18 protein-coding genes and 1 tRNA gene are annotated in these 20,033 nt (G+C 63.5%); 11 read left to right on the forward strand and 8 right to left on the reverse strand.

Annotation, left to right across the window (positions count from 1 at the left end; genetic code table 11):
• The first annotated feature begins 29 nt into the window (after nucleotides 1-29).
• The 4 genes from ACODSO_RS09285 (at nucleotide 30) to ACODSO_RS09300 (ending at nucleotide 3,616) form a co-directional block, all read left to right on the forward strand.
• On the forward strand, nucleotides 30-365 hold the full coding sequence (locus ACODSO_RS09285; protein WP_489036607.1) for a YciI family protein: 336 nt from the start codon (nucleotides 30-32) through the stop codon (nucleotides 363-365).
• A gap of 14 nt (nucleotides 366-379) precedes the next feature.
• Complete coding sequence (locus ACODSO_RS09290; protein WP_489036609.1) at nucleotides 380-1,633, forward strand: RNA polymerase sigma factor; 1,254 nt, start codon at nucleotides 380-382, stop codon at nucleotides 1,631-1,633.
• A gap of 190 nt (nucleotides 1,634-1,823) precedes the next feature.
• A complete protein-coding gene (locus ACODSO_RS09295; protein ID WP_231912321.1) occupies nucleotides 1,824-3,383 on the forward strand; it encodes an acyl-CoA synthetase in 1,560 nt (519 codons plus the stop codon).
• Between the two features lie 74 nt (nucleotides 3,384-3,457).
• The gene (locus ACODSO_RS09300; protein ID WP_197480558.1) at nucleotides 3,458-3,616 is read left to right on the forward strand and encodes a hypothetical protein; all 159 of its coding nucleotides are present in this window, start codon (nucleotides 3,458-3,460) and stop codon (nucleotides 3,614-3,616) included.
• Between the two features lie 170 nt (nucleotides 3,617-3,786).
• Here ACODSO_RS09300 and ACODSO_RS09305 read toward each other — a convergent pair.
• Nucleotides 3,787-3,863, reverse strand: a tRNA-Met gene (locus ACODSO_RS09305).
• A gap of 514 nt (nucleotides 3,864-4,377) precedes the next feature.
• Between ACODSO_RS09305 and ACODSO_RS09310 the strand changes: the two genes are divergently transcribed.
• Complete coding sequence (locus ACODSO_RS09310; protein ID WP_489036610.1) at nucleotides 4,378-4,962, forward strand: transglycosylase family protein; 585 nt, start codon at nucleotides 4,378-4,380, stop codon at nucleotides 4,960-4,962.
• A 94-nt stretch (nucleotides 4,963-5,056) separates the two neighbouring features.
• On the opposite strand, the gene ACODSO_RS09315 is transcribed toward ACODSO_RS09310, so the two are convergent.
• Nucleotides 5,057-8,041: a UPF0182 family protein gene (locus ACODSO_RS09315; RefSeq protein WP_197480557.1), complete on the reverse strand. Its 2,985-nt coding sequence runs from the start codon at nucleotides 8,039-8,041 to the stop codon at nucleotides 5,057-5,059.
• Nucleotides 8,042-8,260: 219 nt separating this feature from the next.
• Between ACODSO_RS09315 and ACODSO_RS09320 the strand changes: the two genes are divergently transcribed.
• Entirely contained in the window at nucleotides 8,261-8,902 is a 642-nt protein-coding gene (locus ACODSO_RS09320) for a PPA1309 family protein (RefSeq protein ID WP_068368851.1), read from the forward strand.
• A 32-nt stretch (nucleotides 8,903-8,934) separates the two neighbouring features.
• Here ACODSO_RS09320 and ACODSO_RS09325 read toward each other — a convergent pair whose 3' ends face one another.
• On the reverse strand, nucleotides 8,935-9,957 hold the full coding sequence (locus ACODSO_RS09325) for a YlbL family protein (protein ID WP_489036612.1): 1,023 nt from the start codon (nucleotides 9,955-9,957) through the stop codon (nucleotides 8,935-8,937).
• 136 nt (nucleotides 9,958-10,093) lie between these two features.
• On the opposite strand from ACODSO_RS09325, the gene ACODSO_RS09330 reads away from it, so the two are divergent.
• The 3 genes from ACODSO_RS09330 (at nucleotide 10,094) to ACODSO_RS09340 (ending at nucleotide 13,877) form a co-directional block, all read left to right on the forward strand.
• Nucleotides 10,094-11,485 carry a zinc-dependent metalloprotease gene (locus ACODSO_RS09330; RefSeq protein WP_489036614.1) on the forward strand — a complete coding sequence of 464 codons (1,392 nt, stop codon included), beginning with the start codon at nucleotides 10,094-10,096 and terminating at the stop codon, nucleotides 11,483-11,485.
• Nucleotides 11,486-11,630: 145 nt separating this feature from the next.
• Nucleotides 11,631-12,491: a hypothetical protein gene (locus ACODSO_RS09335; RefSeq protein ID WP_489036615.1), complete on the forward strand. Its 861-nt coding sequence runs from the start codon at nucleotides 11,631-11,633 to the stop codon at nucleotides 12,489-12,491.
• Nucleotides 12,492-12,560: 69 nt separating this feature from the next.
• Nucleotides 12,561-13,877, forward strand: coding sequence for an ABC1 kinase family protein (locus tag ACODSO_RS09340; RefSeq protein WP_068368787.1), 1,317 nt, complete (start codon nucleotides 12,561-12,563; stop codon nucleotides 13,875-13,877).
• Nucleotides 13,878-13,918: 41 nt separating this feature from the next.
• On the opposite strand, the gene ACODSO_RS09345 is transcribed toward ACODSO_RS09340, so the two are convergent.
• The 3 genes from ACODSO_RS09345 to ACODSO_RS09355 form a co-directional block, all read right to left on the reverse strand.
• Nucleotides 13,919-14,266: a WhiB family transcriptional regulator gene (locus ACODSO_RS09345; protein WP_489036616.1), complete on the reverse strand. Its 348-nt coding sequence runs from the start codon at nucleotides 14,264-14,266 to the stop codon at nucleotides 13,919-13,921.
• A gap of 155 nt (nucleotides 14,267-14,421) precedes the next feature.
• Nucleotides 14,422-14,838: a hypothetical protein gene (locus ACODSO_RS09350; RefSeq protein ID WP_489036618.1), complete on the reverse strand. Its 417-nt coding sequence runs from the start codon at nucleotides 14,836-14,838 to the stop codon at nucleotides 14,422-14,424.
• 128 nt (nucleotides 14,839-14,966) lie between these two features.
• Nucleotides 14,967-17,096 carry an ATP-dependent DNA helicase UvrD2 gene (locus ACODSO_RS09355; RefSeq protein WP_489036719.1) on the reverse strand — a complete coding sequence of 710 codons (2,130 nt, stop codon included), beginning with the start codon at nucleotides 17,094-17,096 and terminating at the stop codon, nucleotides 14,967-14,969.
• Nucleotides 17,097-17,202: 106 nt separating this feature from the next.
• Between ACODSO_RS09355 and ACODSO_RS09360 the strand changes: the two genes are divergently transcribed.
• The gene (locus ACODSO_RS09360) at nucleotides 17,203-17,475 is read left to right on the forward strand and encodes a mycoredoxin (RefSeq protein WP_489036620.1); all 273 of its coding nucleotides are present in this window, start codon (nucleotides 17,203-17,205) and stop codon (nucleotides 17,473-17,475) included.
• A gap of 6 nt (nucleotides 17,476-17,481) precedes the next feature.
• Here the strand turns inward: ACODSO_RS09360 and nudC are convergent, their stop codons facing one another.
• Together nudC and ACODSO_RS09370 are read right to left on the reverse strand one after the other, a co-directional pair.
• Nucleotides 17,482-18,387: an NAD(+) diphosphatase gene (gene nudC / locus ACODSO_RS09365; protein WP_489036622.1), complete on the reverse strand. Its 906-nt coding sequence runs from the start codon at nucleotides 18,385-18,387 to the stop codon at nucleotides 17,482-17,484.
• Nucleotides 18,388-18,413: 26 nt separating this feature from the next.
• Nucleotides 18,414-19,481 carry a potassium channel family protein gene (locus ACODSO_RS09370; protein ID WP_068368778.1) on the reverse strand — a complete coding sequence of 356 codons (1,068 nt, stop codon included), beginning with the start codon at nucleotides 19,479-19,481 and terminating at the stop codon, nucleotides 18,414-18,416.
• A 153-nt stretch (nucleotides 19,482-19,634) separates the two neighbouring features.
• On the opposite strand from ACODSO_RS09370, the gene ACODSO_RS09375 reads away from it, so the two are divergent.
• Nucleotides 19,635-20,021, forward strand: coding sequence for a DoxX family protein (locus ACODSO_RS09375; RefSeq protein WP_489036624.1), 387 nt, complete (start codon nucleotides 19,635-19,637; stop codon nucleotides 20,019-20,021).
• Nucleotides 20,022-20,033 lie beyond the last annotated feature (12 nt).

Below are 20,033 nucleotides of genomic sequence, written 5' to 3' on the forward strand. Positions count from 1 at the left end.
ACACAGGACACGAGATACGGGAGACCATCATGAAGTACATGCTGCTGATCAATGCACCGGGCGCCGAGTTCGACAACGGCTGCTCCGTGGAGGACTGGGTCCAGTTCGGCAAGGAGATGCAGGACGCCGGAGTGTGGGTCACTGGGCATGCGCTGGCAGACCTCACGACAGCCACGACTGTCCAGGTCGATTCGGCAGGAGCCCGCAGCGTCACCGACGGTCCCTTCGCCGAGACCCGAGAGGTCCTGGGCGGCTTCGAGGTCATCGACGTGCCTGATCTCGACGCAGCCCTCGACTGGGCGGCTCGCTGCCCAGGCTCGCGCGGCGGCGGTTCCGTCGTGGTCCGGCCAATCGCCGAGTTCTGACGCTGTCGACGCCGATGAGCGACTACACGCGCGCATCCTTGGAATCGGTGTTTCGCGAGGAACATGGACGCCTGCTCGCGACGCTCGTCCGTCGGTACGGAGACCTCGACCTTGCCGAGGAAGTCACGTCCGAGGCCCTCGAAGCCGCACTGCATCACTGGCCGATCGACGGCGTTCCGCGCAAGCCCGGTGCCTGGCTGCTCACCACAGCCAGGCGTCGGGCCGTGGACCGACTACGGCGTGATCAGTCCTACGCAGCCAAGCTGGCGATCCTGCACGTCGAGCGAGACAGTACAGCGCCGGTCTCACCAGCAGACGAGCCGTCACAGGACTTTCCGGACGAGAGACTCCAACTCTTCTTCACCTGCGCGCACCCTGCCCTGCAGTCCGACGATCGGTTGGCGATCACCCTCCGCTGCCTCGCGGGCCTCACCACGGCCGAGGTAGCCCGGGCGTTCGTGATTCCGCCGTCGACTGCCGCTCAACGAATTTCTCGGGCCAAGAAGAAGATCCGCGACGCCCGGATTCCCTTTCGAGTTCCCGACACCGGCGAACTCCCCCAGCGATTGCCCGGGGTGCTGCAGGTGGTCTACTCGATCTTCACCGAGGCGTACTCCGCGTCGTCCGGCGCGAATCTGATTCGCCTCGATCTCGCCGAAGAGGCGCTTCGCCTCGGCCGAATCCTTCGTGCACTGCTGCCGAACGAGCGGGAGGCGTCGGGGCTTCTCGCACTCATGTTGTCGACCCACGCGCGTCATGCCGCGCGTACCCGCGACGGGATGGTTCTGATGCTCGATGAACAGGATCGCGGACTGTGGGATCGGGACATGATCGCCGAGGGGTCCGCCCTTGTCGTCCACGCTCTCACCGGTGGCAACCCTGGCCCCTACGGTGTGCAAGCCGCGATCGCTTCCCTGCACGCCGAGGCCCCTACGGCCGCAGAGACGGATTGGCCGCAGATCGTCGAATTGTTCGGGGTACTCGCCACCATCGCACCGTCGCCGATCGTGTCGCTGAATCGCGCGGCCGCGGTGGCCATGCGTGACGGCCCACACGTCGGCCTCGAACTACTCGAATCGCTGCGGAGCGATCCACAGTTGCAGAGCTATCACCCGTTTCATGCGGCGCGGGCGGACCTGCTGTGTCGGTGCAACCGATTCGACGAGGCCGCCGGCGACTTCAGACGAGCACTCGCACTGGCCGGGTCCGAACCCGACCGCAGATACCTTCGACGGAGGCTGATGGAGGCCGAACGAAACGACGGATAGCCGCCGTACGACTGTTCACCTGTGAAGCCGCCCGACCGCGTCGACGGGGAACTAGGATCGCGTACGCAGGGCGCAGAGCACGCAGCTGTACCGAGGGATCTGTAGGGGGATGATCGTGTCGGTCAAGCAGAACGTGGCGCGCCACCACACGTTGTCGCACATCATCGGTGGGGTCGCTGCCGTCCGTGTGATGAACAGAGCGGGGCTGGTCCCGTTCCCGAGGCTCGATCATGGAATCGCCTCACTGCGCGCGGTAGCGAAGTACGGGCCGTTCGCGGGGCCGGTTCACGCGAACGCCAGAGCTGGAGTGACGTCACCGGCGATCGTCGACGAACTCGGGCCACTGTCCTACGTCGAGCTCGAGCAGTACTCGAACGCGGTGGTGCGAGGGTGGGCGAAGGACGGCATCGGCGCCGGATCGGTCATGGGAGTCATGGCCCGCAATCATCGTGGCCTGGTGCTGACAATGCTCGCTGCAGCCAAAGCCGGTGTCAGGCTCGTGATGATGAACACCGGCTTCGCTCCGCCACAACTGGCCGATGTGTCTGTTCGGGAGCAGATCGGGTCGTTCGTGTACGACGAGGAGTTCTCAGCGGTGGCTGCTGCGCTCGCACCCGAGGTCACGCGGTACCTGGCGTGGTCTCAGTCCCCCAACCCGGACGCTACCCCACTGGATGATGTTCGAGCAGCCAACTCCATGGACGCCGTCCCGGCTCCCGAGTCGCAGGGAGGCTTCGTCTTACTTACCAGCGGCACCACTGGAACACCGAAAGGCGCACCGCGCGAACATACCTCACCGCTCGCTTCGGCTCAGTTCCTCGACCGCGTCCCGCTGCGACGTGACCAGACGATGATCATGTCAGCGCCGATCTTTCACGGCACCGGTCTGTCCCAATTCGCGTTGGCGCTCGCTCTGCGCAATACGGTCGTGATGCATCGGAAGTTCGATCCTGCGAACACGATGCAGCTCGTAGCGCGGTACCGAGCCGATTCTCTCGTGCTGGTACCGACGATGCTGCAGCGAATAGTCGACTTGCCTGCCGACACACTGTCGTCCTACGACACATCCTCGCTTCGGATTCTCTTTGCATCCGGTTCGGCGATCTCGCCCGAGCTGTGCCGCCGAACAGCCGCAGCATTCGGGCCTGTCCTGCACAATCTCTACGGCTCCACCGAGGTTGCAGTCGCAACGGTAGCCACACCCGAGGACCTCGAACGCGCACCCGGAACTGCAGGCAGGCCACCTGTCACCTGCCGGGTCGAATTGTTCGACAGCGACGGCAATCCCGTCCGTGGAGCAGGTGCCGTAGGACGCATCTTCGTCGCGAGCGGCTTGAGCTTCTCCGGCTACACCGACGGCCGCGACAAGGAACGCATCGACGGGATGCTGTCGACGGGCGACGTGGGACATTTCGATGCCGATGGTTTGTTGTTCGTCGACGGCCGTGACGATGACATGATCGTATCCGGGGGCGAGAACGTCTATCCCTTGGAGGTCGAAAACCTGCTCGCCGAGCATCCCGACATCATCGAGGCAGCCGTGCTCGGCGACTCCGATCCGGAATTCGGACAAAGATTGAAGGCGTTCGTCGTGCCGACTGCGAGTTCGCCCCGTGATGCCGATGCAATCCGGTCCTACGTCAAGGAACATCTCGCCAGATACAAGGTGCCTCGGGACATCGTTTTCGTCGACGAACTTCCCCGCAACGCGACGGGAAAGATCCTGCGGCGCGTCCTCGGCGAACTCTAGTGGACCGCCGTTCACTCACCGGGACGACCTGGTAGAGAATGAGGTACACGGTCAACGCGGAGGAGAGCAGCAGAATGTCCGATTGGGCGAAGAAGATCAAGGACGAAGCCAGAGGTTTGATCGCGGAGGCCGAGCAGGAGCTGACCGTCCTCGAAGGTGGCGACACCGTCGACCTGACAGCCGACGTGCCCGAGGACGATGACACCCCCGATACAACTGCAAGCGACACCTAGACGCTTTTTGGGAGCCGATCATCGAGTCATTCGCGCGAGGGCGCGCGGGTGACTCGATGATCTTCTGGATCGCGGAGCGGCTTCAGGGCTTCAGGTACGCACATGCGAACGTGTTCGACTACCAAAAGAGTTCGAGGTCGGTACTCGAAAGAGTACCGACCTCGAACTAGTGGTAGCGGGGACAGGATTTGAACCTGCGACCTCTGGGTTATGAGCCCAGCGAGCTACCGAGCTGCTCCACCCCGCGCTGCAAGACACGAAGTTACCCGACGGCAACGACCGATTGCAAATCGCATGTACAGCGAGCGAACATGCCGCTGGGCGCGCGCCGAGGCGGGCGGGATACCGGTCGACCGCCCTCGATTTCAGTGCCCCGCATCACAATTTCCAGGTGATACATCCCACATAACGGACCTGTAACGAACCGGATACGAATACACACCGAGGTCCGCCGACCAGGTGAAATGCCGTCTTCAGTCTCACCATGTGGATTGCTTCTTTCCCAAATCTTAGTGTGACGCCACCGAATTCCTCGACTACCTTCACGGTCGGCCCTAAAACACAGGGTCAGTACCACCCCCGCCGCTGCATTGCTCTGCCCCGCGGGAGTGGATCCCCGAAACGCACGGGGGCAGAGCCGCAACACGTACGACGCCGCACCTCCTCGGGACGGCCTCTCGAACAGGTGCACAGGACGCACACTCGCAGTCGAGTGTCCTACGGCTGGTTGCGACGGCAAGCGCGGAGAGGATTTACCCCGTATGACCACAGAAACACATTTCGCCAAGCGTGCACTCGGATGGGCCGTCGTCACCGGCGCCGTCGTAGCGATCCCCCTCGGCCTGTCCGTGGGTACCGCCAGCGCAGCCGAGCACAACTGGGACGGTGTCGCACAGTGCGAGAGCGGCGGCAACTGGAACATCAACACCGGCAACGGCTACTACGGCGGCCTGCAGTTCTCACAGAGCACCTGGACCGCGAACGGTGGCAGCGGATCGCCGCACAACGCCTCCAAGGCCGAGCAGATCCGCGTCGCAGAGAACACCCTGCAGAGCCAGGGCCCCGGCGCATGGCCCACTTGTGGCAAGAACCTGACCACCGGAACCTCGGCTTCCGAGCCCGAAGAAGCTCCTGCAGCTCCCGTCCAGCAGGCACCGGCAGCACCGGCCGCCCCCGTCGCTCCCGAGTACCAGGCGCCGGCCCAGCAGGCAGCCGAGCAGGCAACCACAGCAGCGCAGCAGGGCTTCGACGCCGCCTCCGCGCTCGCTGCTCAGTACGGCCTGAGCGCTCAGTTCGAGCAGCTCGTCAGCGCGAACGCACCTGTTCTCGCGTCGATCGGCCGCTAGCTCGAGGTCTTTTGGACTGACCGCCACATAGACGAAGCGCCCGCCGTCACTTCAGTGAAGTGACGGCGGGCGCTTTGCCGTACCGGGTCGAATATCAGTTGGCGTTGTACGCGTTGATAGCTTCCTGCAGCGCATCGAACGCGTCGCCCAGCCTGCCGAGATCGCCGCTTTGCTGCGCCGACCTGACTTCGGCGAGAGCCGAGTTGAGCCGCTGCACCTCTGCTGCCGTCGGTTGACCCTGCTGAGCCGGTGCAGGTGCAGCAGGCGCCGCTTCCGTACCGCCCTGAGTCCCGCTCGCCGGAGGTGTCGTCTCCGTTGTCGGTTGCGGATCGGCAGCTTCCCCGCCGGGAGCGGTAGCAGCAGTACCCGTTCCCGAGCCGAAGACCTGATCGAGCGCCTCCGACAACCTGGCTGCGTAACCGACGCGAACTCCGCCTTCGGAGCCGGGTTCGCGATAGCTGACGAGCACCTTCGTCAACTGCGGGAAGGTGGACGTCGAAGCATTCTTCCGTGAGGTGTACAACGGCTCGACGTACAGAATTCCGCCGTCGGCAATGGGCAACGTCAATAGATTGCCGTACTGCAGCTCGTTCGATTGCTCGAGCAGGGTTCTGTCCGACGCCACACGCGCATCCGAGGTCATCGAGTTCTGCGCCTGCTGCGGACCCTGAGTCTGAGTTTGGGTCGGAAGCTGCAGAATCGTGAACTTCCCGTAGTCCTCCGGATCGGATCGGACCGAGATGTACGACGCCAACAACTCTCGGTTGAACCCGACCATGGCACTCGTCAGACGGAACGACGGCTCACCGGTGTCAGGGTCGCCGATCAGCACGTAGTACGGAGGTTGGTTGAATTCACTGCCCGCGCCGCTGTTGCTCGTCGGGTCGCTCGGAACGGACCAGAACGCGTTGTTGGTGAAGAACTCGTTCGGGTTGTCCACGTGGTACTTCGCCAACATCTCGCGCTGGACCTTGAACAGATCCTCCGGGTATCGGAAGTGCGAACGAAGTTCGTCCGAGATGGCAGATTCGGGCTGAACCGAATCCGGGAACACGCCCATCCATGCCTTCAGGACCGGATCGTTGTCGTCGACCTGATAGAGCGTCACCGTGCCGTCGTACGCGTCGACCGTCGCCTTGACGGAGTTGCGGATGTAGGAGACCTCTTCTCGCGGAAGCGGTCTACCCGTCGTCGGCTCCACGCTGTCGACGGTGAGCCCGTCCAAGGACGCACGCTGAGCGTAGGGGTAGTTCTCCAATGTGGTGTATCCGTCGACGATCCATACGATCTTGCCGTCCACGACCGCCGGGTACGAGTCGGTGTCGGTGGTCAGCCACGGCGCAACCTTTTGCACTCGATCCCGTGGATCACGATTGAACAGAAGCTTGGAATCGTTGCCGATCGCGCTGGAGAACAGGATGTTGCGCTCACCGTACTTCGCGGCGAAGGCAAGTCGGTTGAACCAGTTGCCTACCGAGACACCACCTGCACCGGTGTAGGTGTAGTTCGAGTCGTCGGTGTCGTACTCGCGGTCGCCGGACTCGGCTGCTCCGACGATCGCGTAGTCAGGATCGGCCTGCGCGATGACCTCGCCGTAGTAGATGCGGGGTTGGTCGACCGGGATGACCTGTTCGGTCCCTTCCGACGCAATGTCGCTGACGGTGTAGATCGGGTAACCACTGTTGCTGTTGGCACCCTCGGACGTGGGATCCTGCACCGCAGCGTTCACACGGTTCGCAGGCGCTGCGACGAATCCGTTGCCGTGGGTGTACACCGTGTGGCGGTTGATCCAGTCCAGCTGGTTGCCCGTCAGACTTTCCGGGGACAGCTCACGCGCAGCGACGATGTAGTCCTGCAGCTGGCCATTGATCTCGTAGCGGTCGATATCGAGCGTCTCGGGAAAACCGAAGAAGTTCTTCAGCTGCTGCTGCTGAGTGAAGGTTCTCGACAGCACGTTCGGATCGAGCAAACGCGTGTTGGCGATGGTCGTGATATCCGCCTGGCTCTCGCGTGGATTCTGCGATCCCTCGCCGGAGTAGTCCTGGTACTCGACGACGTCGTCGCCGATCTTGTACGCATCCCTGGTCGCAGTGATGTTTCGCTCGATGTAGGCGCGCTCCTTCTCCGCAGCGTTCGGACGTACGGAGAACTGCTCCATCAGCAGTGGGAACACAGCGCCGACGAGAATCGAGGACAGCACGAGCAATGCTGTCGCGAGCGCGGGGACCCGTAGGTCACGCAGGAAGATCGCGGCGAAAAACGCTGCAGCACAGATCAATGCGATTGCCAGCAGAATCAATTTTGCAGGCAACACTGCGTTGATGTCGGTGAAGCCGGCACCGGAGAAAGTCGGTTCCTTTCGGGTGCTGGAGAGCAAGGAATACCGGTCGAGCCAGTAAGCGATGGCCTTGAAGAACACGAATGCACCGGCCAATACGGCCAGCTGGACTCGCGCGGCACGCGTCAGCGCACCCTCGCGGCCCGCAAGTCGAATTCCGCCGAAAACATACTGCGTCAACAGGTTCGCGAAGAACGCGATCAACGTTGCCACGAAAAGCCAGTTCAGCACGAACCGGTAGAACGGCAAGTCGAACGAGTAGAAACCGATGTCCAATCCGAATTGCGGATCCGTGACTCCGAAATCGTCACCGTGCAGAAACAGCTGAACCGTCACCCAGTTGGACTGCGCGATGAGACCGGAGATGAAACCGAAGGCCAACGGGATGCCGACTCCGAAGAGACGCAGCCGGCTCATGACCGTCGTGCGGTATCGCGCGATCGGATCGTTCGGCCCGGCAACGGGAACGAACACCGGACGGTTGCGGTAAGCAAGCAGCAGCGCCACGAAAACGACACCGCCCACGAGCACACCGGCGATCAGGAACAGCACGAGTCGCGTCAGCAGCGTGGTCGTGAACACCTGACGGAATCCGACCTCCCCGAACCACAGCCAGTTCGTGTAGGTGTCGATGAGGCGAGGACCGACAAGCAGCAATGCTGCGAGGACCAAGGCCAGAACTAGTAATATCCGGGCGCGCCGCGACAGCGACGGGAGACCGGTGGGGGCCCTCATGCCCACGTGCCACACTCCAACTTCGGGCGATACACCTAGGTATCGCTGATGGGGTCCCGCGGCGCACTGCGTGCGTCGCGTGTCCGATTTGAGGACCACTGTACGGAACGCATCCCCTACTCGCTCACACCCCTTCGGCGGCGCCTCGACGGTCCGACGCAGCTGCGGTCCGCGATACGCCGATGCACCAACGGGAAGATGCGGCAGCAATGGGATGATTCAGCGGTGAGCGATTTCAGCGACGACCTGTTCCGTGACGGTGTGGACCCCGACCCGAACACCGAGGCACTCTCCGATGCCCTGGCCCGATGCGCCCGGGAGGTGGTCGACTTCGTCGACAGCGAGGGATGGCACCAGCCTCCCCAACTGTTCGCGCTCGTACCGACCTCACTGTTGGCTGCCGCCGAACCAGGACTCCTCGACGAGCTCGCCGACGGTGATCTTCTGACTCCGATCCAGCAACACTCCCTCCCCGAGGACATCAGCGGAGGCTCACGCGCGCTCGACGAATTCCTCGCCACCACCACCTGGCCGGAAGGTGTCGTGGGGTGCGCAATCGTTCAGGAGATCGTCGTGTTGCCGCCCACTGCCGAATCGGCACTCGACGACGCCCTCGTCCCCCTCCTCGCCGACAGAGACGCAGCCGACGATGCGGCCCGGCATGCCGCGCACACCCACCCCGAACGCAAGGACGGTCGCCTCGTCGCCGCCGTGCTGAAAGACGGACCGTCGCTGACACTGCTTCAGATGCAACCGGACGAGGACGCGGACCCGTTCGCGCCCATCGAACTGTTGATCTACGAAAATCTGGCCCCGGGCATCGTCAGCGCTCTCCACGCCACCTTCGATCTGGTCGAGGACGACTGACCGACGTCGACTTGGTAGCTGACAAGAGGAGATCAGCAGCTCGGCACCTCTTCACCGACGCCGATTGCTTCGAGCGAATCGATGGCCCCGTCGAGCGAGTCGACCTTGACCAGGCGCAACCCATCGGGGGCGTTCTGCACCGCTTCGTCGCAATTGCTCGCGGGAACGAGAAAGGTCGTCGCGCCTGCCTCTCGTGCGGCGATGAGCTTGTATGGAATCCCGCCGATCGGACCCACCACGCCATTCGAGTCGATCGTGCCGGTACCGGCAACGAAGTCACCGTTGCTCAGCTCGCCCGGGCTGAGCTTGTCCACCACCGCCAAACTGAACATCAGTCCGGCAGAGGGACCACCGACGTCTGCGAGGTTGAACTTGACTGTGAACGGTACGTCGGGTTCCTCGGCAGGCGTCACTCCCAAATAGCCCCGCTGGGCATCGTCCGGCCGTGCGCCGAGGACGATCGACTCGGTTCGCGTGATGCCGTCCTTCTCCACCACGATGTCGATGGTGTCTCCTGGCGATCGGGCGCTTACCGACTCGCGCACGGCCGTGACCGAGTCCACCGGCTCGCCCGCCACCGACACCAACCGCTCGCCGTCGTTCAGCAGACCAGCAGCCGGTCCGTCGGGAGCAACGGCGCCGACTACGAGGACGATCGGCAGGCCGAGATGATGCAGCGCGGCGAGTTCCGCACTGTCCTCGGACTGCTCGAAGTCGGCCTGGTTGCCCTCTTGGACCTCTTCCTTCGTCTTGTCCGGCGGGTACACCTCTTCGCGAGGGACGAGGCCTTGTCGTCCGCTCGCCCAGAAGCCGAACGCTTCGAAGATGTTCAGCTGATCGCGAACCGCCACCGTGGTCATGTTCAGATGCCCTGTGGTCGGGTCGACATCGACTCCGTCGATCTGAACGACGGGCGCACCGTCTGCGTCGCCGAGCGTGTTGTAGGTCGGTCCTGGGCCCAAGGCCGCGAACGGAACAGTGATGACCGTTCCCACGACGCCGAGCACGACAACGGGCACCAAGGCGGCGACGAGAGTGGCAATCCTACGATTCACCCGACAAACATTAGAACCGCCGACTGTGACAACCATGTGAGACCCCTCCCGAACGGCGCGATCGCCGTTCGGTCTGTTCGCCGTCAGCGTGATCACCAGCGGTGCTGTTCGCGTCCAGGCCTTGTACCGTTGACCTATGAGCAATTTTGGTTTCGGAGGCTCCGACGAGGATCCCGACAAGAAGAAGGATCAAGGCGGCGACGGGTCGGGTGGTACTCCCGGCGGGTTCGGCTTCGGCGGCGAGGGATTCGACCCCGCGGCTCTGGGACAGATGCTCACCCAATTCGGACAGATGCTCAGCGGCATGGGCGCACCGGGCGCGAGCGGGGCGTCCTCGGGCCCGGTCAACTACGACCTCGCCAAGCAACTGGCACGCCAACAGATCGGGAACATCTCCCCTGTCGGCGCAGGCAAAGCCGATGCCGTCGCCGAGGCAGCGCATCTCGCGGAACTCTGGCTCGACGGGTCCACGACGCTGCCTGCCGGCGCGTCGAAGACTGCGGCGTGGAACCCAGGCGACTGGCTCGATAACACGATCGACACCTGGAAGCGCCTCTGCGACCCGGTCGCAGAGCAGATCTCCGGAATGTGGACCGCCGGACTGCCCCCGGAAGCCCAACAGATGGCCGGGCCGATGATGGGCATGCTCACACAGATGGGTGGCATGGCCTTCGGTTCCCAGCTCGGCCAGGCACTGGGTCAACTGTCCAAAGAGGTTCTCACCTCCACCGATATCGGTATTCCACTCGGTCCGAGCGGTGTCTCGGCGCTCTTGCCCGAGGCCATCGCCGCATTCACCGAGGGCCTCGAACAGCCCGAGCGCGAGGTGCTGGTGTTCCTTGCCGCCCGGGAGGCTGCTCACCAACGGCTGTACAGCCACGTTCCGTGGCTTCGTCAGCGCGTCTTGGCGACCGTCGAGGAGTACGCCCGAGGAATCCGCATGGACTTCTCGGCAATCGAGGAAGCGGCGTCCGGGCTCGACCCCGCCTCGCTGACCGATCCGTCGAAGATCGAGGAAATCCTCCAGCAAGGCTCGTTCGAACCGCAGACCACACCGGAGCAGAAGCAAGCGCTGGAACGGCTGGAAACACTCCTCGCCTTGGTCGAGGGCTGGGTCGAGACCGTGGTCGCCGACGCACTGGGAGACAGGCTGCCCGGTGCAATCGCTCTCGGCGAAACCATCAGACGGCGCCGCGCGTCGGGTGGCCCGGCCGAGCAGACCTTCGCGACGTTGGTCGGTCTCGAGCTTCGTCCGCGCAAAGTGCGTGAGGCAGGCGCGCTGTGGCGCCTTCTCACGTCGGCCGCAGGAATCGACGGACGTGACGGAGTATGGGCGCATCCCGACCTCCTGCCCGTGTCCTCCGACCTCGACGATCCGGCAAGCTTCATCGACGGCGTCGTCGGCGGCGGTTCGAGCAACTTCGACGACCCGATCGCACAACTCGAAGCAACCGAGGCGCAGGAACGTTCGGCACGAGAGCAGTCGAACAAAGAGGACGGCGGCAAGAACGAGGAGAACGAAACCTGAGTTTCGGCTCCGGGCGGGGTGTGTGCGATTTTCTTCGCCACACCCCGTTTTCTGTGCCGACCACCTGTTCGAGGCCCCTACCCCCTGTGGATAACCGGCTCTGCGGCCGGCAGTAGACGACCTCGGCTGTGCCATTGTCCTTCGTGTGCACACCTCGATGCTCCGCCGACCGAAACTGCGGGTACCGGTCTTCTCTCAGCGCGACGGAACCGTCCGGATCGGGTGGAATCCGGAGCAGTCATATCTCGTCACGCCCCCGTCCGGAATCGCCCCACACGTCGTACTGGACTTGTTGCGAAGACTCGATGGAGTTCATTCCCGGGCGCACATGATCTGGTGTGCGGGCACCGTGGGCCTCTCGGCCAACTCCATGTCGACCCTTCTGGCCGAACTCTCGGAAGCGGGACTACTCGTCGAGGGTGCAGTTGCGCCACCGGTTCGAGACGGTTCGAGCATCGAGACCACGACCGTGCACGTAGTCGGACGAGGTCCACTGACCGACGCGGTCGTGGCAGGCCTCACTCCGTCGGCGACCGTCGCTCTTCGACAGTCGGCCCTCGCCCCGGCGCAGCTGATCGTTCCCGAAAACGAACCGGGGTGCGACATCGCCGTCCTCACCGACGACATGGCGCCGGATCCACGAGTGGTGACCGGCCTGGTCCGTAGCAGAACGCCGCATCTTCAGGTACGTCTGCGCGACGGCGTCGGAATCGTCGGACCGCTGGTTCTGCCCGGAACCACGAGTTGCCTGCGCTGCGCGGATTTGACCAGGGGCAGTCTCGATCCACGATGGCCTCATGTGTCGGCACAGCTCCTGGGGCGAGTGGGTCACGCGAGCAAGCCGACGGTGCTGGCCACGGCCGCGGTCGCGCTTGCCCAGATCGAAGCATTCGTCGACGGCCGTCACGCTCCACTGGCCGATACGACGATGGAGATCGATCTACGAGCCCACCTCATGAACCGCCGGAGGTGGACGCGCCACCCCCGATGCGACTGTGCCGTGTAGAAATGGTTGTCACTAGCGCTCTGGCCTGCGGTGTGGGCAAGATCCGGCTCGGTCCGACATGATGGAGGCGTGTCAGACATTCCACGCCGGAGTTCAGCCCGAACTGCCAAGCTCGCCCGTATCCCGATCGGCATCGCCGGCCGGGCCGCAGTAGGTTTCGGGAAGAAGCTGGCCGGCGGCAATCGCGACGAAATCGATACCGACCTCGCCGCCAAGGCTGCCGAACAGCTGTTCTCGGTTCTCGGCGAACTCAAGGGCGGCGCAATGAAATTCGGACAGGCACTGTCCGTCATGGAGGCCGCCGTACCGGAGGAGTTCGCCGAACCGTATCGCGAGGCGCTCACGAAGCTGCAAGCAGACGCGCCGCCTCTGTCAGCTGCCAAGGTCCACCGAGTTCTCGACCGCCAACTGGGCACCGCGTGGCGATCACGCTTCACGTCGTTCGAGGACACTCCCGTCGCCTCCGCCAGCATCGGCCAGGTTCACCGGGCCGTATGGTCCGACGGACGCGACGTCGCCGTGAAGGTGCAGTATCCGGGCGCCGACGACGCCCTGCGTGCAGACCTGAAGACCATGTCCCGCTTCGCAAACACGTTCAGCACCATCTTCACCGGCGCAGACGTCAAGCCCGTGCTCGACGAATTGATCGCGCGGACCGAGGACGAACTCGACTACCGCATCGAAGCTGCGAGTCAACGAGCATTCGCGTCGGCATTCGCCGACGATCCCCAGTTCGCAGTTCCCCGCGTCGTCGCGAGTGCACCCAAAGTGTTGGTCACGGAATGGATGACGGGCACCCCGCTGTCGTCGATCATCGCCGACGGCACAGCCGAACAACGCAACGCTGCCGGCGAGCTTCTGGTGTTGTTCGCATTTGCTGCTCCCGCACGAGCGGCGTTCCTGCACGCCGATCCGCACCCCGGTAACTTCATGATGCTCGCCGACGGGCGACTCGGCGTCATCGACTACGGCGCGACTGCGCCGATGCCGAACGGGCTGCCGCCCATTCTCGGACAGATGGTTCGTCTGGCTCGCGACGAGCAATTCGACGACTTGGTCGAGTTGTGCACGAACCACGGGTTCGTCATCCCAGGTCGAACGGTCACCGCCAAGGAGATCTCGGACTATCTGCGGCCCTTCACCGATCCGATCAGGACCGACTCGTTTCATTTCACCAGATCGTGGCTACAGAAGGCCGCGGGCACTGCGACCGAATTCGACAGCGCGCAGTTCCGTACTGTCCGCGCACTGAACATGCCGGCCGAGTACGTCATGATCTTCCGAGTCCTCGGTGGCCTGGTTGGAATTTGCGCACAACTCGACGCGTACGCGCCGTACATGTCGATCCTGACGGAATGGATGCCCGGTTTCTCGGACGAAGCCTGACCGACTTCGCCCGAGAAACCGGGTGTGGGTCTTGTGGACGCTCAGGCGACCTGCTGGTGCTTGCGCGGACGTCCACGTGGCCGCTTCCGTGCGATGACGACGCCCTGATCGAGGATCTCGCCGCCCCACACTCCCCACGGCTCAGCGCGGTCGAGTGCTGCGCTCAGGCAGGTACGACGGATCGGGCATTCGGCACACAGCGCCTTCGCTCGCTCCAACTCTCCTGGGGTCTCGGCGAACCACAGATCGGGGTCTGCGGCGCGGCACGGCACCTCGATGCCGGCGTTGTGTGCTGCTCCGATCTGCGCATCGATCGAACACAGCGTCACTGCGTCGATTTCGGATTCGGATTCGTATCGGCATGTCGTCCGGACCGTGACGGTTGACACGTCGGTCTCCTCTACTTTTCGTACGGCGTGTTTACGGTTGTGAAGAAAAATTCTGCGAACCATGTGGGCCGAACGTTCGAATCCGAGGGGACTCACCGAACGAAAAAGGCCACGGTCCGCGTATGCGGGTCCGTGGCCGGGGAAGGCGAATCGAATTACTCTGTCGAGACTTCTCTCGATGCAGGTTCTTCGATCACGGACGTCGCGTGTGCGAGGCGATGACGTGCTGCGGGGTTGGCGGCTGCTGCTTTGGCGGCTGCTGATGGGTAGGCGCGTGCGGGGAGGGCCGACCACTGCGCTAGGGACAGCGCGGCTGCCTCCAGTGCATCCGCTACCGCTGCTGTGGCAGACGGATTCCCGGCTGCGGGTGCTTTGGCGCCGAGGATGGAGTCACCGAAAATGCGGGAGACTCCACCGGTTCCCGGCGCGGCGACAGCAAATCCGTCAGCAATACCGAATCTCGCAGTAGGGATGCAGGTGGAGCTGCCGACGACAGTCATGACCCGAACATCAGGCGCACCAACAGCATCGGACGTCAAGCGACCGGCCGACACGAAAAGTTGATTCTTCATTTCTCTCCACCTCCTGTTCCGAACTCGTTATGCGGGCAAGTGAACTCGCGGTCTCCCGTGAGCGGTGAAAACAGACTAAACCTGATGGTACGAACTGCACAAGTTATTTTCTACCTGCGGTTTCTCCGCTACGCAGTCGACGATTCTCGTACGACAGTCAGCACATCCTCGCCGAATCGCTCCAGCTTCTTGGCGCCGATTCCTGGAATCGCCACTAGCCCTCGATCGTCCTGGGGTTGCTGTTCGGCGATGGCCGTCAGCGTGGTGTCGCTGAAAACCACATACGCCGGCACCTTCAACTCTCGAGACTTGTCCAACCGCCACGATTTCAGTGCATCGAGCAATGCTTCGTCGACATCACTCGGATGACTTTCGCAGCGTCCGAGCATGGTCGCCGCCGTTCCGAGCAACGGCTTTCCGCACAGCCTGCATTTGGGGCCGGACTTCTTGCTCGGCGGAGCCGCGATGCGCGAGGCCGGTGAATCCTCGGGTATGAGTCCGGTGAGGAATCGTGATCTGCGCCGTGACTTGCGTCCGCCTTCGTTGCGCGCGAGGGCCCACGACAGGTGCAGGTGCTCCCGCGCCCTCGTGACGCCTACGTAAAGCAGTCGGCGTTCTTCCTCGATGGCAGCGTCGTTGTTGGCGCTCGGATCGTTGCCCAGCGCATGGGAGATCGGCAGGGTTCCGTCTGCAAGACCTACGAGAAACACCGCGTCCCACTCCAAGCCCTTCGCCGCGTGGAGCGATGCCAACGTCACACCTTGAACCACCGGAGGGTGCCGAGCCTCGGCGCGAGCCGCCAGCTCGACCAGCAAGGTGTCGAGATTCAACTCCGGATCCTGGACGAGAAGCTCCTCGGTGACCTGGACGAGACCACCGAGCGACGCCCACTTCTCACGCGCCTGTGCACCGGACGGCTCGGTGGCGGTCAGCCCGAGTGGCGCCAGTACCGCACGCACGAGCGCGGGCAGACCTTCGCCCAGCCTGGATTCTTCCGGAAGATCATCGCGCCCCGATGCGGAACGGAGGGCCGAAATACCCTGCCTCACTTCAGGTCTGTTGAAAAAACCCTCGCCACCCCTGACCTGGTACGGAATGTGCATCTCGGTCAACGCCTGCTCGTGCACCTCCGACTGGGCGTTGATCCGATAGAGGACGGCAATTTCCGCGGGCGCAACGCCCTTCGAGATCAATCGTTTGATGGCGCGAGCGACACCATCTGCTTCGGCCGGTTCGTCGTCGTACTCGGAGAATTCCGGCTCCGGTCCCGCCGGGCGCTGCCCGATCAGCTGCAACCGGGTACCTGCAATGCGTCCTCGAGCGGCACCGATCACCCGGTTGGCCAACGAGACAACCTCCGGTGTGGATCGATAGTCCCGTTCGAGTCGCACGACAGTCGCGTCCGGAAAGCGCCGAGAGAAGTCGAGAAGGTAGCGCGGAGTCGCCCCGGTGAACGAATAGATCGTCTGGTTCGCATCCCCGACTACCGTCAGATCGTCTCTCTCGCCGAGCCACGCGTCGAGTACCCGCTGCTGGAGCGGAGTCACATCCTGGTACTCGTCGACGACGAAGCAGCGGTAGCGCTCGCGAAACTCGTCGGCGACCGCCGAATGCTCCTCGAGAGCTGCGGCGGTGTGCAACAAGAGATCGTCGAAATCGAGAAGCATTCCGTCGCCGCCGTGCGACTTGAGGTCTTCGTACCCTGCGTATACCGACGCAACCTTCGCGGCGTCCATAGGCACCTCACGGCGAAGTCGCGCAGCCACCGTTGGATAGTCCTCCGGGGCGACCAGCGATCCTTTTGCCCATTCGATTTCGCCGGCAAGATCACGCACCGAATCGGTCGACGTCGACACTCCCGCGCGGTGCGCAGATTGGCTCACGAGAGCGAACTTCCGATCCAACAGCTGCCAGCTCGTATCGCCGACGACCTGCGGCCAGAAATACTTGAGCTGCCGCAGCGCCGCAGCGTGGAATGTACGTGCCTGAACGGGCGGACCCTCGCCGCCGACTCCCAGCTCGCGCAGCCTGCCGCGCATCTCCCCCGCCGCACGCGCGGTGAACGTCACCGCGAGGACCTGACCGGCGGATACGTGCCCGGCCGAGACGAGATGCGCGATCCTCCTGGTGATGGTGCGCGTCTTTCCTGTTCCGGCACCGGCGAGCACACATACGGGCCCGCGTGGCGCAGCCACGGCAGCCGACTGTTCGGGATCCAACCCGGCGGTCATCGAATCCACAGACATGGCGTCCATCATGTCAGCTGGCCCCGACAAGTCTTCTTTCCCTCCCGGCGCTCATCCCCTCCCGCGCTGATCGAGGCCAGATGGAACAACGGTTCCAGCCGACGTGTTGAATCCTCACGTGACTACCACCGAGAACACTGCATCCGAGAACGCCACGGCACTGACCGTCTACTCCACGACGTGGTGCGGCTATTGCCGACGCCTGAAGACCCAGCTCGACGAAGCAGGCATCGTCTACGCGGAGATCGACATCGAAGATGATCCGAAGTCGGCCGACTTCGTCGGTAGCGTGAACGGCGGCAACCACGTGGTTCCGACGGTTCTCTACGCCGACGGTTCGACCGCTACCAACCCGACGCTCGCAGCCGTGAAGCGATCGCTCGGCCTCTGACGAGTATCAGCTTCTGCTCGCTGCCCAGGCCTCCAACATCCCGCGCGCAATGGAGATGGAACCGGGCAGAAGCAACCGGGAATCGGAGTCGCTTGCCCAGTCGCCCAATTCGAGTGCCGAGCGAACCTCGTCGCGATGGAACCAGTGCGCCTCGGCGATCTCACCGTCGAGAAACCGAAGCGGGACATCGGGATCCGCCTTCGCCGAGAAGCCGATCATGACCGATCGGGGAAACGGCCACGGCTGACTACCCAGATAGGCGATGTCGGACACAGTGATTCCGACCTCTTCCTTGATCTCGCGTAGCACGCATGTCTCGAGCGATTCGCCTGCCTCGACGAAACCGGCGAGCACCGAGAACCGACGTTCCGGCCAAGCGGGAGCGCGTGCCAACAAGACTCGATCAGCACCGTCGTGAACAAGGCAGATCACGGCGGGATCGGTTCGAGGGAACTCCTCGTGACCGTTGGATGTGCTCGTTCGGGACCACCCCGCCGACGATGGCGTCGTAGCGGCGCCGTCCAGTGCACTGAAACTAGCACTGGCGTGCCAGTTCAAGATTGCCAGCGCGCTCGTCAGAATCGACAGTTGGGTTTCGTCCAGATTTTCGCCTGCGGTTCGGAGATCCTCGAGGGTGCCGGTCAGCGCGCCGACTCGCTGCGCCCACAGATGGCGACCTCTGTGGATTCCGAGGAAGACAGCATCGGGAACCGGATCCGCTGCGACCTCGATCGCCGGTGTGTAAACCAGCCCTGACTCGTCGACTCGGAGCCGACCGCGGTGGTCGACCTGCAAGACTTCGGCGTCCGACCAACCCGCTTGCAGAGCCGCGGAATCCTTACGCAACTCCTCGGCACGGTTCAACGGAGATCGAGAAAGCAGCGGTGGTGAGGCGAGTTCGAATCGTGGCACGAATACGACCCTACTTGCGCTTCCGGCTACTCTCCGACGCGGCGGATGTACAGGAGTCGATCTGTTGCCTCGACAGCATCTACCTCAGGGGATCCGACGCGGAAGAGCTTGCCGCCGCGCACGACGCCGAGCACGATGTCGGTCAGGTGCCGCGGAGATCCGCCCACCTCGTCGCGCTCGACTTCACGCTCGGCGATCGCGAATCCAGCCTCGGGAGTAAGTAGATCCTCGATCATCTCCACCACGTTCGGCGTCGTGGTTGCAATACCGAGCAAGCGGCCTGCGGTCTCCGAGGACACGACCACGGAGTCGGCGCCGGATTGTCTGAGTAGGTGCGTGTTCTCCGCTTCCCTGATTGCTGCCACGATCTTTGCTTTAGGCGCGATCTCACGCGCGGTGAGAGTCACCAGCACTGCTGTGTCGTCTCGATTGGTCGCGACGATGATCGCGGCCGCGTGCTGAGCGCCGGTCAACCTCAACACGTCGGACTTGGTCGCGGAGCCGTGCACGGTCACCAACCCCATGCTCGACGCGGAATCCAGGACCGTCTGATCCGTGTCGACGACGACGATCTCCGAAGCTGGAAGACCGTCACCGATCATCGCATCGACGGCTGTGCGGCCCTTGGTTCCGAAACCGATGACCACGGTGTGATTGCGCACGCTGCGCCTCCATCGCTGAATTTTGAATGCCTGCCGTGACCGCTCGGTGAGAACCGACAGCGTCGTACCGACGAGCAAGATGAGAAAGAGCACTCGCAGAGGTGTGATGACCAGAATGTTCACCAGTCTGGCCGACGGACTCATCGGGGCGATGTCACCGTAGCCGGTGGTCGAGAGTGACACGGTCGCGTAGTAGAACGAATCCAGGAAGGAAAGTTCGCCGTTCTGGCTGTCGCTGTAGCCGTCGCGGTCGAGGTACACCACGAACGCCGCGAGGAATAGGATCCCCAGCGCCATGAGGACCCGCTTGTAGATCGCTCGCCACGGACTCGATTCGAACTCGGGAACTCGCAGAACACCTACCAGCGCGAAGTCCGGTTTGTCGGTCAGCGTATCGCCGGCCGTCAAGCGATCGCGCAATCTACCTGCCACGTCGTCTACTCACCTCGTCCACTCTCCACGGCAGGCAGCGTAACCCCATTTCGCCGATTAGCCCGCGCCGACCCGAAAGTCGACATCGGCTGGTGGCCGGCGGTCGTCCGACACGAGCACGTGCGCCCCCGACAGGTGTGACACGGTGTAGCCATGACAGAGCGCACAAGTCAGGCTGCTGCGGTGAGATTGGCTGTGTTGTTGGGCGGCGCCGGCGTCCTGCATTTCACGAGCCCACAGTTCTTCGACATGCAGGTACCACGGGCACTCCCGGGCAATGCGCGCATGTACACACAGGTGTCAGGAGTGGCGGAATTGGCCGTTGCCGCGAGCCTCGCGGTTCCACGTACCCGGCGCATCGGCGGCGCGCTGGCCGCCGCCCTGTTCGTGGCCGTGTTTCCCGCCAACATCGACATGGCACGCCGGTACGTGAGCAGCCCGAGAACATCCTCGGTAGCGAAAGCTGCAGTGCTGGCACGCCTTCCATTGCAGATTCCGTTGGTGACGGAAGCACTGAAGGCTCGCCGTAACGCGCCGTGACGAGAACCACCA

The sequence above is a fragment of the Rhodococcus sp. FG69 genome, assembly GCF_057808915.1.